This is a genomic window from Caproicibacterium sp. XB2, from assembly GCF_044880635.1.
Taxonomy (GTDB): Bacteria; Bacillota; Clostridia; order Oscillospirales; family Acutalibacteraceae; genus Caproicibacterium; species Caproicibacterium lactatifermentans.
The window spans coordinates 785905-798686 of record NZ_CP173227.1; the positions used below are offsets into that span (position 1 = coordinate 785905).

At 52.9% G+C, this 12782-nt stretch carries 13 protein-coding genes; 2 read left to right on the forward strand and 11 right to left on the reverse strand.

Features of this window, described 5'->3' with window-relative positions; genetic code table 11:
• Nucleotides 1–4: 4 nt before the first annotated feature.
• On the reverse strand, nucleotides 5–1054 hold the full coding sequence (locus ACIHKT_RS03750; protein ID WP_086035605.1) for an amidoligase family protein: 1050 nt from the start codon (nucleotides 1052–1054) through the stop codon (nucleotides 5–7).
• Between the two features lie 24 nt (nucleotides 1055–1078).
• The gene (locus tag ACIHKT_RS03755) at nucleotides 1079–2932 is read right to left on the reverse strand and encodes a VirB4 family type IV secretion system protein (RefSeq protein ID WP_086035606.1); all 1854 of its coding nucleotides are present in this window, start codon (nucleotides 2930–2932) and stop codon (nucleotides 1079–1081) included.
• Nucleotides 2933–3234: 302 nt separating this feature from the next.
• Between ACIHKT_RS03755 and ACIHKT_RS03760 the strand changes: the two genes are divergently transcribed.
• Together ACIHKT_RS03760 and ACIHKT_RS03765 are read left to right on the forward strand one after the other, a co-directional pair.
• A complete protein-coding gene (locus ACIHKT_RS03760; protein WP_086035607.1) occupies nucleotides 3235–4758 on the forward strand; it encodes a DNA methylase in 1524 nt (507 codons plus the stop codon).
• Entirely contained in the window at nucleotides 4755–5195 is a 441-nt protein-coding gene (locus ACIHKT_RS03765; protein WP_086035608.1) for a hypothetical protein, read from the forward strand. Before ACIHKT_RS03760 ends, ACIHKT_RS03765 begins: the two co-directional genes overlap by 4 nt.
• A gap of 169 nt (nucleotides 5196–5364) precedes the next feature.
• Here ACIHKT_RS03765 and ACIHKT_RS03770 read toward each other — a convergent pair whose 3' ends face one another.
• From ACIHKT_RS03770 to ACIHKT_RS03810, 9 genes are all read right to left on the reverse strand, one after another.
• Nucleotides 5365–5547: a hypothetical protein gene (locus ACIHKT_RS03770; RefSeq protein ID WP_086035609.1), complete on the reverse strand. Its 183-nt coding sequence runs from the start codon at nucleotides 5545–5547 to the stop codon at nucleotides 5365–5367.
• Between the two features lie 112 nt (nucleotides 5548–5659).
• Nucleotides 5660–6250: a hypothetical protein gene (locus ACIHKT_RS03775; RefSeq protein ID WP_086035610.1), complete on the reverse strand. Its 591-nt coding sequence runs from the start codon at nucleotides 6248–6250 to the stop codon at nucleotides 5660–5662.
• A complete protein-coding gene (locus ACIHKT_RS03780; RefSeq protein ID WP_086035611.1) occupies nucleotides 6247–6558 on the reverse strand; it encodes a hypothetical protein in 312 nt (103 codons plus the stop codon). The genes ACIHKT_RS03775 and ACIHKT_RS03780 overlap by 4 nt, the downstream gene beginning before the upstream one ends.
• 4 nt (nucleotides 6559–6562) lie before the next feature.
• Nucleotides 6563–8587 carry a DNA cytosine methyltransferase gene (locus ACIHKT_RS03785; protein WP_404352787.1) on the reverse strand — a complete coding sequence of 675 codons (2025 nt, stop codon included), beginning with the start codon at nucleotides 8585–8587 and terminating at the stop codon, nucleotides 6563–6565.
• Complete coding sequence (locus tag ACIHKT_RS03790; RefSeq protein ID WP_174193245.1) at nucleotides 8584–9150, reverse strand: DUF4406 domain-containing protein; 567 nt, start codon at nucleotides 9148–9150, stop codon at nucleotides 8584–8586. The genes ACIHKT_RS03785 and ACIHKT_RS03790 overlap by 4 nt, the downstream gene beginning before the upstream one ends.
• A gap of 20 nt (nucleotides 9151–9170) precedes the next feature.
• Entirely contained in the window at nucleotides 9171–10073 is a 903-nt protein-coding gene (locus tag ACIHKT_RS03795) for a conjugal transfer protein TrbL family protein (protein WP_086035614.1), read from the reverse strand.
• Nucleotides 10074–10218: 145 nt separating this feature from the next.
• On the reverse strand, nucleotides 10219–10431 hold the full coding sequence (locus ACIHKT_RS03800; RefSeq protein WP_086035615.1) for a hypothetical protein: 213 nt from the start codon (nucleotides 10429–10431) through the stop codon (nucleotides 10219–10221).
• 141 nt (nucleotides 10432–10572) lie between these two features.
• Complete coding sequence (locus tag ACIHKT_RS03805; protein ID WP_086036838.1) at nucleotides 10573–10914, reverse strand: DUF3852 domain-containing protein; 342 nt, start codon at nucleotides 10912–10914, stop codon at nucleotides 10573–10575.
• 86 nt (nucleotides 10915–11000) lie between these two features.
• Entirely contained in the window at nucleotides 11001–12734 is a 1734-nt protein-coding gene (locus ACIHKT_RS03810; protein WP_086035616.1) for a hypothetical protein, read from the reverse strand.
• Nucleotides 12735–12782: the final 48 nt, after the last annotated feature.

Consider the following 12782-nt stretch of genomic DNA (forward strand, 5'->3'; position numbering starts at 1 on the left):
ATGTTTACATACGCATGACAAGGGCCGGGGACTCGTCCTCCCCGGCCGGTTCCTGCTGTGGAGTGGCCGTTGCAGTCTCCTGTTGGGCTTGGCTTTCTGCGGCCGATTCCAGTTCTTTTTCTTTTTTCTGCCGTAACCTTTGCTTTTGCTGTATAGCCTGCTCGGGGTTTTTCCACGCGATACAGCCGTCCAGATGCTCCAGCAGATGCAGCCGGGCGGTTTTGAATTCATCCCCAATCAGCCCAAGCCGTAAAAGCCAGGTGCGGAAAGTGTATTTTTCATTGGTGCTGTGGGTTTTCTGCCTGCTGGCGCAGCGCTGGTTGAGGGCCTGCGCGGAAACGGCGAGGCAGAACTGGATATATGCCTTGATCTTTCCGGCATGAGTGGTGGAATTAAAAAGCCTGAACTCAATTGTGCCCTTTTGGAACACGCTATGTAAGTTCAGGCAGTGGTAACGGGAATCGTCGTAATGGTGGTAGCTCCGGTCTGCGCCTCCGTACCAGATGCGGCTGACCTCATTGAGCGTTCTGGGTTTTTTGCGATTGAGTTCTTCAAGAAAACGCTGATCGACCTTTCTGCAATATTGGTGCTCGCGGGCAACCTCCACCTGCATGGCCTTATAGATCAGATCCTCTTTCGCAGCCATGATATTGGTGATGTTGCGCAGAGTGTTCGCGTTGTGCGGAGAGGCGTCCACATGCACATGGATCCCACAGCTTTTATCGGCGATCATTCCGGCGCCGCGCAGTTTCCGCACGATTTCCTGGATGATTTCGATGTCACCCCAATGGCAGATGGGGCTGACCAGCTCCACACTGTAATCATGGTCCGCGGGAACAAGCCTGCCTCCTTCTTTTTTCTGACAGGTGATACTGCCGTCGCTCATGACCTTCCAGCGGCGGCTCTCACTGTCCAAAACAGAATATTCGCCGTAATACCCCCCGTCGCGGCTGACGGGATTCCCTAAATGTTCGGACAGCACACGTGCGGCAGCCTCACGGGTCAAGCCTGTCATCTCGATTTCAATCCCGAACCGCTGTTCTTTCATGTCCAAAATTTTTCATCTCTTTTCCGATGATCAGCGGCCTCCGGCCGTACCGAAGAGTTTTGATTTGTACTCCGGTGCGGTGACCATCAGGTTATACCGCTCGTTGCCGCATTTATACAAGCAGACGCCCCGCTGAGGGTAACGGATCAGGTTGTACTCGGATTCCTCGAGCTGCAGGGAGTCGATGTAAAAATGCTTGTCGATGTTGCCAGCGTTGAAGAGGAACGCGTGCGTGGGGATGGAAAACAGCGGCTTCGTCAGCTCCCTGATGCCCTCGATGTTGAAATCTTCGAGATTCTGCGAGGCCAGAATCATGGCGGAGTCCTTTTTCCGTACCCGCTTCATGCAGCTTCGAATATACTCAATGACCACATAATTGTTACCGTTCCCGCCGCCATTGTTGGTCAGGAACAGATACAGCTCGTCGATGCTGGCGGCCGTATTGCCTTCGGTCAGCAGTTTGTCGGACATAAAGGAAAGGACGTTGAACAGGAGAGCGCTCTTGACATTCCGGCTGGCCTGCAGTAATCCCTTGACGCCAAACACAATAAAGCGGTTGGAAGTCACATTGGTATGGCCGTTGAAGAATTTGCTCTCGGCGCCCTGGCACATGGAGTGGAGCCCCAGCAGGATTTCCTGCAGGAGCTCGGCGGTGTAGAGCTGATATTTTGCCTGGTCGTAGCTTTTGTACTCATCCTCAATCAGCGCGTACAGGTCGGAAAGGATGGGGTAATCAGCGGCCTCCAGCTTGCTGAAATCGGTGCGGTCGCTGAGCCCCCATTTTTCATAGAGCTTACCCAGCATGATTTCGATAACATCGATGTGGCGGTCGGAAAAATTCTTGTAACAGCGGAAAAAGTCCTTCAGGAAAGAAACATGCTGGCTGAGCTTTGTCCGCTGCCGGAATGCCTGGGGCGCTTCCTTATCCTCGGGGCTGCCGCCTTCGTCCCAGGTCTTGGGCTCCAAAGGGTTTATCATATATTGACCGCTCATGAGGTCGGCAAAACACCCCCCGAGGTTTTCGGCCAGATCAACGTATTCATGTTCCGGATCGAGGCAGATCACGCTTTTTCCGGATTCAAGGATATTGCAGAGGATCAGCTTCAAAAGGTGGCTTTTGCCCTGGCCGCTATTGCCAAGGATCAAAATATTGCTGTTGGTTTTATCATCGTCCCGCTTGTCGAAGTCCACGATTATATTCGAGCCGAACTTATCGCGGCCCAGGTAAAAGCCATGGGGATCTGTTTTGCCCGAATAATTAAAGGGGTACAGGTTGGCGGCGGAGCTTGCGGGCAGGACCCGCTCAAATTGGCTGGAAAACGCATTCCAGCCTGAGGGGATGACGCTCTGGAATCCCTGCTGCTGGCGGAGCAGGAGTTTATCCACATTGAGCTTGGAACGAATGAGTTCTGTCAGCACTTCGGTTTGAAGCAGACCGAGCTGTTCCAGACTGTGGGCGGAGAGCTCGATGTAAACCGCCGTATGCAGAAGCGGCTCCTTACTCCGGTGCATTTGTGTGACAAGGGTGGTGACGTCTTGTAAATTCGACTCAGCTGTGACGGTTTGTTGAAGATCCTGTGTGCTGCTCCGCTGCATACGGTTTTTGTTCGCAGCATTTGAGATGATTTTCTTTTCCTCCATGGGTGTGACGTGCCTGGTGTAGAGGTGCAGGGTTACGCCGTCTTTTTCTCCGAGATAGCGTAAGATGGCCTGCTCATCGGTCGTCGTCGGGTATTCACGCAAAGCCCAAACGCACCGAAATGTGTTGCCGCAGATAAAATAATCCGTGAAAAACTTGATCACCGAGGGTGCGATCATGTCCAGAAATTCCTGCATGCGGACATCCTCCTGCGGCGGCGTTTTCGTCTTCTGCTGCTTTGCCATTTGGCATCTTCCTTCCCGATTGGATTTTGGATAAAAAAGCCGTCACATCTCTGTGACGGCACGGACCCTCTTGCGGTTAAGCATGGTATAATAAGTGCGATGTTAAATGCACTTTATCAGACATTGTGAAAACGCTGAAACAACTTGGTTTCTAATTTTAGGGTAATGTACTATATATTTCAACGAATGGTACCCCTGAAACGTGGTTTTTCATGAAGCATAGTGGGGAAACGTAAAATGGGAACTCTGTAATTTCAATCTGCAAACAGATGACTTTTAAAGGAGGAGGCCGGAGAATAAGCATGGAGAACAGGACCTATATCGCAATCGATCTAAAATCCTTCTACGCTTCGGTCGAGTGCGTGGAACGAGGGCTTGATCCGCTGACCACCAACCTCGTTGTCGCTGATGCAAGCCGCACCGAAAAAACCATCTGCCTCGCCGTCTCTCCTTCCCTCAAAGCATACGGCATCCCCGGCAGGGCGAGGCTGTTTGAGGTCGTACAGAAGGTCAAGGAAGTAAATGCAGGACGGCTGCGCAAAGCACCGGGACGAGCCTTTTCCGGTGCCTCCTGTAACGATACCGAACTGAAATCCTCACCGGGTCTTTCGTTGGATTATATTGTCGCAACGCCGAGGATGGCCTATTATATAGAGTACAGCACACAAATTTACAATATCTACCTGAAGTACATCGCGCCCGAGGATATTCATGTCTACTCCATTGACGAGGTATTTATTGATGCCACCGCATATCTGAACACCTACAATCTCTCAGCCCGTGAGCTTGCCAAGGAAATGATTCTGGATGTACTCAAAACAACTGGCATTACAGCAACGGCGGGAATTGGCGCAAACCTGTACCTCAGCAAGATCGCTATGGATATCCAGGCAAAGCACATACCGGCTGATAACAACGGTATGCGGATTGCCGAGTTGGACGAAATGAACTACCGACGCTCCCTATGGTCACATCGGCCCCTAACGGACTTTTGGCGCGTCGGAAAAGGATATGCCAAGAAGCTGGAGGAACACGGCCTCTTTACGATGGGGGATATTGCGAGATGCTCTCTCGGTAAACCTACCGATTACTATAACGAGGATTTACTGTACAGGCTGTTCGGCGTCAACGCCGAGCTGCTGATCGACCACGCCTGGGGGTGGGAACCATGCACGATTGCCGATATTAAAGCATATAAGCCAGGCTCAAACAGTGTTGGATCGGGGCAGGTGCTGCAATCCGCCTATACTTTTGACAAAGCGAAGCTGATCGTGCGGGAAATGACCGATCTGCTGGTACTCGATCTGGTGGATAAACGGCTTGTGACCGACCAGCTTGTCTTGACGGTCGGATATGATATCGAAAATCTGACAAATCCGACGATAAAAAAATCATATCACGGAGCAATTACCATGGATCACTATGGACGCGCCGTTCCGAAATCCGCGCATGGTTCAATAAATCTTGGCAGACCGACCTCGTCTACAAAGCTAATATTGGATGCCGTCGCAAAGCTGTTTGACCGCATCATTGACAAAAATCTCCTGATCAGAAGAGTCAACATTACAGCAAATCATGTTGTTGATGAGGGAACTGTTCAAAAGGCGGACAACTTTGAACAGCTTGATCTCTTTACGGATTACGCGGCTGCGCAGGCGAAAAAAGAGGATGAAAAATCCGAACTTGCACGAGAAAAAAAGGTGCAGAAAACAATGCTGGAGATAAAAAAGAAACACGGCAAGAACGCCATTCTAAGGGGTATGAATCTGGAGGAAGGCGCTACCACAATAGATCGGAACAGGCAGATTGGAGGGCACAAGGCATGAAAAGGACATATGACGACATCATCAATCTCCCTCACCATATCTCCGCGACACGTTCCCATATGACCGCTATTGACCGGGCAGCTCAGTTTTCCCCGTTTGCCGCACTGACCGGTTATGAAGCCGCAATCAAAGAAACCGCAAGACTGACTGACGAGAGAGTAGAGTTGGACGAATATGCGAAGGACGCTCTGCGAGAAAAGCTGCAAATCATAACAGATCGGATTAAAGAGCATCCCGAAATCACGATCACCTATTTCCAGCCGGATGCGAAGAAAAAAGGCGGTGCCTATGTTACTGCTGTCGGCTCAGCTAAAAAGATAGACGAATATGAACAGGTTGTCGTTATGACCGACGGCACAGTGATCCCTATTGACGAAACAATCAGCATAGATGGGCAGATATTTGAATTGATGGCGTTTCATGCTTGTGATGAGTGAACAGTATAAATCGGCTTTACGGTTACTCCTTTTGTGGCCTTAGCAACAAAAGAGCGGTATGGTGTCCGGATCCACAAATGCGCACGGCATCGAACGCCATGGATTCGCACAGCTGGGTAAATGCCGATTCAAAAACATTCATAATAGATTCTTTGCGATCCCTCCTGAATCATTTTGGGGGATGGTCTTGCCGTATGATCCTGAATACGGGCTGTATCGGGGGAACTTCGCCTCCCGCCGCCTTAAAACCCGCAATAAACGCTCTGCGGATGCCGGAAAAATGGTCGTTGAAGATCTCATCGGCCTCATAGGTTTCCAGATAGTCGCTCAGCGCCTCGTCAACATCCTTCATCGTTTTACACGTCCTTAACCGTAAATATGTAATCCAAGGGGACCCCTTTGGATACACAATATCCGAAATTCTGTGTCAAGTCTATTACCAAACCCAACAAGAACTGGCACCGCTATTCGTCTGGAATCAACCAACGCTCCCCGTCGAAATCCTCAAACTTTTCAGAGGTGACATTCTGTTCGAAGTAAACGGCCAAAAGGCATTTGATGTCCTCTGAATCTGCGCGTTTGGCGGAGAAGCCCTGTTCCCGCAGGGTCTTCTCAATGCGGTTAAGATAGGAATAAATTTCGCCTTGCTTCTCATTCCGCAGGCGCAGCACGACCAGAAATTCCCGCGCCGTCGCCATCTGCATCTGGATACGATCCAGATGGTTCAGGTCGGCCTCCAACAGAGCACGGATAGCCGGATTCTGTTCCTTTTCAAGCCGCGTGCGCAGAAATTGCTTGTTGCCCTCGAAATTTTCGCGGCTGTTTAAGCATATAAACTCCAATTCCGCAATCCCCTTGAGGACGGTCATCAGCGCATAGATCCGGGCGGACAGGCTTTCTTCAGACAGCACGGAGATATTTGTGGGCTGCACGATAAAATAGACCAGTTCGTCGTTCCGATAGGTTTGCAGGCTGTAATCGGTGATGGCTTTTGTGTTGATCAGCTGGCGGGTGGTCTGCCACTGCCTTGCCTGTTTTTTTGTTTGCCTGCTCATAAGTTTTTGCTCCTTCCACGCGGTCCCATATCAGGCGGATTCGCAGCGTCCGACAGCCCCCATTCAAAATACTGCTGTTTCGTGAGGAAGAAAGCCGCTGCATTCTTGATGAAATTCAAAATGCTGGTGTCGTCGAAGCGGATACTCAAAAAGGCGTAAAGCGCGACGAGGACAATAGGCGGCAGAAATCGCAGCTGAGCCAACGCAAGCACCGCGAGGAGAAGGCCGATGCCGATCACGCCGAGATCCCGCAACTCCCACAGCCAGAGGGTGGGCTTCGCCCGGAGATTATCCGGATAGATATACATGCAATCAGTCCTTTTTATTTCTGATTTTGAGCAAAAAATAAGCGATCCCCCGGAGCACATGCTCCACACAGGGGATCGCCACGCTGTTTCCGAGGGCTTTGTACCGCGCGCTGTCACATGCGCCGGGGATATCCGTCCAGTGATCGGGAAAGCCCTGGAGCCGTTCGCATTCGAGCGGTGTCAGCCGTCGGATGAGCTTTCCGGTTCGCACTGGATACAGAGTGTTGAACGAATAACCGCCGCCTGGATGAGACTGCGGCGTACCGCACAGGTCGCCGTTTTCCGATCCGGCACGGCAGTTGATTCCCGCGATGTCGGTGTCGCACACGAGATCGGTCGCGTCTTTATACTGGCGGGCACTTTGGGTGCTGACCACGCCGTTCGGCGTGTACTCGTCGCTTCGTTGCTGAGAAAAGACACAATGCCGGTCCGCGGTGTTCAGCGTGTAGCTGATGTTTGGTTGAACGCCGATCCCGTTGCCGCCGTTATGATCCTGCCGGTCGATAATGTTGCCGGCGATGCAGTAACTCTGACCGGTAGGAAGGTCGGAGCCGACCCCTTCGCTCGGCTGGCTGATCAGCGGCACGTTGTTGCCGCCCGTTCCGTACCGCGCGGATATTGTGGGCGCCACGCCGTGCGGCCCGGTGTAGCGGGAATCGATCCTGTGGTTTTTATATAACTCCGGTTCGCCCATCACGAGAGGCGTGTGCCCATGCTCTTGCGCCCGGAGCGTACCGGAGAGGTTGCCGCTCAGATCGATGCGGCTCCCGCCCTGATCGTTCAGACACAGAACGCCTGGCACCATGTTGCCGCCTTCGGTCGCTTTAAGGGTCGGCGCGCATTCCTCATGATATCCGATTCCGCCCGCCGCAGCACCGGCTCCCGTGGAAAAGGCGGCGGTCAGTACACATGGATATCCCTGGCCTGCCTGCCCGCCGCCCAATGAAAGGGCTGTATGCTGTTCCGGTGTGAGAAAACACTCGCCGTTTCCTTTGCTGACTACGCCCGCAGACAGCAGGAGGCCACCGGGGTTTCTGCCGCCGTTTCCATCCGCACCGGCAAGCGTCGGAGCGACACTTTTTTCCGTAAAGATCCGCTTCTGCTGGGTGTCCCATGAAGTCAGGCAGTTGGAAGTCTGCGTTTCCTTGGACGGATGAGCGATAAAAGTCTGCTGCTTCATCCCCGGCTGGGCTTGAATGGTGCCGGACACATTATGGAGATTCCGCACCTCGTCCCGCTGGTTGCAGGCAAAGGCAACGAAACTGCCATCCGCGCCTATGTTGACCGGATCCCTGCCTGAATCTCCAGAGCCATTTGCAGCACCGGCGGGAGGTCTTTCCCGCGTTTCCTCGCCCGGCGCAGGATCCCCAAACAGGCGGTCTTGCTCAAATAATATTTCGGGTGCGGTACAGTCTCCAAAATCCGCGACAAGGTACACCCTTTTGCGGCGCTGGGCGAGACCCCAGTATTGAGCGTTGTATATTCTCCAAGCGAGGGAGAATTGATCTCCCATAATGCACCCAGCAGCGTACCACACCCCGCCCGGAGGTCGAGGAACAGATATGGCGCTGTCGACAATTCGGCAGGTTTCCTCCAGCACGATACGGAAATCCTCTCCATCGGCGCTGGAGAAGGCGCCGGGTACGTTCTCCCAGACCATGTATCGGGGGCGAACAGCGTCAGCTGTCCGTCCGGTTCCTGCGTCATGTGTTCTCATCTCCTTGATCACCCGGATCTGTTCCATAAACAGCCCGGAACGCGCGCCCTGGAGCCCCGCCCGCTTTCCCGCAGTGCTCAGATCCTGGCACGGGCTGCCCCCGCAGACCATATCCACAGGGGGCAAATTTGCCCCGTTGAGCTGAGTAATGTCGCCTACGTGAATCATATTTGAAAAATGAAGTTTGGTCACCCGGATGGGAAACGGCTCGATCTCGCTGGCCCACAGAGGGGTGAAGCCCTGCCGGCTGCCAGCGAGGGGAAAGCCGCCTATCCCGTCGAATAGACTGCCCATGGTCAGTGAAGTGCTCATAGCCGCATGCTCATGCCGAAGACAAGCGTTTCTTCCGGCAGGGGACTTCTTTTCTGCGGAAAATATTCCACCGTCCGGTTGACGGGCCCTATTCCTTCATTAAGCCGCCCTGCTTCGGTGGCCGCTTCCTCGTAGGTGTCAAACGTTACCGGCTCTCCATCCTGTTTCACCCACGCCTCGGCGGAACCGCAGACCGACAAGGCGCTGCGGCGCGCCAGAATGCCGTACTGCCTGATGGCTTGTTTTTTCTGAATTTGTTCAGCCGATATCCTGCGGACCGGAATGCCGAGCCGCTTTGCTTCAGCAATTTCTTTTTCCATACCCTCGCTGGTATGATTTCCACACACCCACAGTTCTTCGCAGGAGGCTAAAACCCGCAGCCCCATTCGGATACCGGCTTCTCTTTCCATGGGAACGGCATCGTTCAAAAACTGCGGGTACAGAAGGTGCGGGGCAATGGGTGCGCAGCCCTGCTTCATAGCGTACCGGCACGCGGCTTTGGCAAAGCGGACATTTTCCTCAATGCTCCCCGCGTATGGGGAACAGATATAGACCAGTTTCAAACTTCATCCCTTCTTTTCGTTTACTTCGCCACCGCCTTCGCAATGGTGCGGGTGATAGACACTGCGGTTTGTGCGGCATACGCCGCGCTCATGAGGTTGGCCTTGGTTGACGTATCAAGTCCGAAAGCCCCGGCAATGCGGGGAATCTCGCCGGCCGACAGCATCAGCCCAAGCCCCAGCAGGGCATGGTCTTTGACCACCAGCAGACCGGCGCAGAGGATGGTCGCCTGCAGAAACGTCGTCAGGCACAACCCGACGATCTGTTTGCACCATGATACAAATCCGTCAATGTAGCCGCGCGGGACGCTGAACATATACAGACTTCCCACTGCGATCTGGATCAGCAGGATTCCGCCGCGTTTGAGGTTGCTGAAAAATACTTTAATCACGGCGTACCCCATGAGAATGAGGATAAACAAGATCAGAATGGGGCTGGTAATGGCGCCGAGCCCGCCGAATACATTGGTGCTTGCCGCCTGTTCCAGTGTGCCTGCCGAGTTAAGCCCGGTGATGATTGAGCTTGCAAGGTCGCTGATTCCCGAACCATAACCGGTGATGCCCGCCGTCAGGCTGCTCTGCAGGGATACGGACAGCTTATACAACTCCACCGGTACGGTCGAAAAAAGCCCGACTGCCATAAACCCTTTGATCGCGTTGAGGGCTGTGTCTTTGATGCTGCCGCGACCGGACTGATACTCAATGGCGCACTCGAAAACCGCCACTACAAGACCCGTACCGTATAGTGCCCAGGCCAGGTAAACGAAAAAGAGAACGATGGACTTCACCCAGTCCATGTCGAACAGCTCGGCACCCATGTCACCCATCTGCGCGAAAAAGTTTCCAAGGAAACCGACGATCTGACTATAGATCCAGTCGATAATCTGATTGAGCACGGTTCCAGCTACGAAATTCCAGATGAACACAGCATTCACTTCCTTTGCGCAAAATAAAAAGCCACCGTATGGTGGCTTTCAGAAAAGCAAAAGAGGCCGGTATCCTGCGCTTTTCGACAGGATGCCAGCCTCTCGTTTTTATGTTTTGGGATAGGTCACTTGGTTTTTATAGCAATCATTCCTCTGTCGGAGCCTTTTCCTTGAGCTTTTTTACAAGCTCCGCGGGAGATACTCCGGCCTTTTTTGCCGCTTCGAGAAGTGTCTGGATATCCTCCTGTTCCTTTTTTTCAAGAAGCTGCTTTTTCTGCTCGTTCAGTTCCTTGAGTTTCGAGTCAACCTCAGAAATCTGTTCTTCAATGGTCTTACGGCTGCCGCGAGGCATTTTCATCATCCCTTATATGTAAATTTTACTATAGTATACCGAATTGCCCTTTACAAAGCAAGAAAATAACAAACAAAATATCGGAAACGCCAAGCGGTCTGCTGGTTAGACCTTATAACACCGGGATTAGGCTGACCGGTCAATTGGCTACATCCCGATGACACCCCAGATATAAAGGGGGGCCGTCAAGGTGAAAACTAAGCACGCAAACAAAATGGCTGGCGCGGCCCACTCAAATTGGCCCTGTTTTCTGTAGTCGAAATAAGCCGTGCCAAGTTTTGCAAAGAAGAAAACAGCGAGAATCAGATCAATAGCGGGGAAAACCACTTTGTTGACAACCGTCTTGATCTGCTGGGAAGCAGTCGACCAGGTACTCTGTACCGCCCCCGCCACGTCGCCGCTGCCGGCTGCGGACGCCGTGATACAAAACACGGAGAGCATCACTAAAGCCATGCAAATGAGAATCACAAACTTCTTCCGCTTTTTCATATATGCTTTCACACCTTTCATTGTAGGATAAAATTCAAGGCCGCAGAGCATGATGTCTGCGGCCTTCTTCTTTATCTGCGGATGGTTCAGGGTAATGCCGGGATGGCGCGCCAGTCCGACCACAGGTTTCCCCTAATTGTCACTGAGTCGGTCAGATTCATGCTGAGCATGCCGGTCGGGGTCCAACAATCTTCCAAAAAGGTGTATGGAGTATAGCTTCCGTCCGGCATCCAAAGCGGTGTGAAATGAGTGCGCCGGTTGTAGGTGGAATAGCGGTTGGGGGCAAATTCAAACCGTGCGTTGTACCCGCCGGCTGTTGGGTCCAGCAGGCGCCAATACGTCTTATACCCAAATTCGGGGAAGTAGGTGACGGCGGTTTGAGCGCCAGTTACCGCCGAGGAATGATTGGTGCTGACTGACGCCGCAGCGGTCTGATGGATTCCATATCCGCTTTTGATTGTTTCGTCGGATGCAGTCGGGTCTTTGCCGTCCGGCGTGATGCTCATGGACGCGGAAAGGCTTGCGGAATAGGTGTCGCAGGCAAAGTCCCACCAGCCGTGGTCAACCCAACTGCCGTTGTCCTCCCAAGAACCGCTGGTGTCGTCGCCGTGCCAAATCCAGTCCGAAACCCACACCCAATCGGCATGCCATACGGGCCGCCATACGTTCCATGAGGCCGAAGCTTTTTGTGGATTGCTTGGCATACTCGCCGGGGAATAGCCGCTGTTTCGGTCATCGGCGTTGGGATCAGGCGGGTCATGACCGGAAAGATCCACAATGCTCGCGTTGATTGTGCCTTCACTGGTGCTTCCTCCGCCCGTTGCAGACACATGAATGGCCATGGACTGCGGCGTGGAAGGCGTTGTCCAGCGCACCCAAGCCAGCTGACTGTCGCCGTCAGGATAATATACGTTGCCAACCGCATAGTTTCTGCCGCCGATATTGAATCTTACCGTTACCGGGTGGTCGGGATCCGACTGCCCGCCGCTGACAGTCACCGGTGTGATAACTTCGGTGTTGACATGGTAAGTGTAATTCTGAGTGCTGACCTGCGTTGGCGGTTCGGCTGCGGAAAAGCGGACGATGCCGAGACCGAGAGAGGAAATAATCGTGGAGTCGGACACGCGATCATCTCTGGAACCCGTCCAGGCGGGGTAACCAAGATCCGAGGTATCGAGAAACATAGAAAGCGGCAAATTCTTGTGCGTCAGGGACGCCATCTTGGAACGAAGGTCGCCTCCGAGTCTCTGATCGTACAATGCGGCTTCCGTAGCGGTCATCGCCACCCGTGCGCCATAAAAAGTGAAATATGCGATAGGTTCCAACAGAATTTTGTAATTGCCATTGGTAAGAATCGAGTAGCTAAAGCCAGTCAGGTTTGCAATACTTCGGAGCACCTGTTCGTCAGTGAAATAACTTTTTATTACTTCGATACTGGACTGCCCCTGATCGGAGTTGATGATCTTGGGAAGCGGCTGCGCTGGATTGACATAAGAATACCGGCCGGTATTCAGTGCCAGCGCATGGCCGTTGTTGTAGGCGATCTTGCTTACTTTTCCAAAGTTGATGATAATATTATCCGGATGCCTGTTGGTGAAATCCACGGAAGCTGACGCCACCGCATGGTCGCTGGCCCGGATGACGGTTACTCGGACACCTTCGTCACCGGAGTCCCAGAAATTCTCGTCGCTTCCGTTTCCGAGCCCGCCGCCTCCATGATCGATGTTTCCGTCACTGTCCCCATCGGCATAAGCGCTGAGCGGAGTGCAAAGCGTCAGTAGCAATGCCAGAGAAAGAAAGATGCTGAATAGCCGCTTCATAATCGCCTCCAAAATAAAAAAGACGCACAGCCAAATTATGCCGTGCGT

What these genes read in the sequence shown, in the direction of transcription:
- ACIHKT_RS03755 (WP_086035606.1), bottom strand. Translation starts at nt 2,932, where the DNA reads ATGGCAAAGCAGCAGAAGACGAAAACGCCGCCGCAGGAGGATGTCCGC.
- ACIHKT_RS03760 (WP_086035607.1), top strand. Translation starts at nt 3,235, where the DNA reads ATGGAGAACAGGACCTATATCGCAATCGATCTAAAATCCTTCTACGCT.
- ACIHKT_RS03765 (WP_086035608.1), top strand. Translation starts at nt 4,755, where the DNA reads ATGAAAAGGACATATGACGACATCATCAATCTCCCTCACCATATCTCC.
- ACIHKT_RS03770 (WP_086035609.1), bottom strand. Translation starts at nt 5,547, where the DNA reads ATGAAGGATGTTGACGAGGCGCTGAGCGACTATCTGGAAACCTATGAG.
- ACIHKT_RS03775 (WP_086035610.1), bottom strand. Translation starts at nt 6,250, where the DNA reads ATGAGCAGGCAAACAAAAAAACAGGCAAGGCAGTGGCAGACCACCCGC.
- ACIHKT_RS03780 (WP_086035611.1), bottom strand. Translation starts at nt 6,558, where the DNA reads ATGTATATCTATCCGGATAATCTCCGGGCGAAGCCCACCCTCTGGCTG.
- ACIHKT_RS03785 (WP_404352787.1), bottom strand. Translation starts at nt 8,587, where the DNA reads ATGAGCACTTCACTGACCATGGGCAGTCTATTCGACGGGATAGGCGGC.
- ACIHKT_RS03800 (WP_086035615.1), bottom strand. Translation starts at nt 10,431, where the DNA reads ATGAAAATGCCTCGCGGCAGCCGTAAGACCATTGAAGAACAGATTTCT.
- ACIHKT_RS03805 (WP_086036838.1), bottom strand. Translation starts at nt 10,914, where the DNA reads ATGAAAAAGCGGAAGAAGTTTGTGATTCTCATTTGCATGGCTTTAGTG.
- ACIHKT_RS03810 (WP_086035616.1), bottom strand. Translation starts at nt 12,734, where the DNA reads ATGAAGCGGCTATTCAGCATCTTTCTTTCTCTGGCATTGCTACTGACG.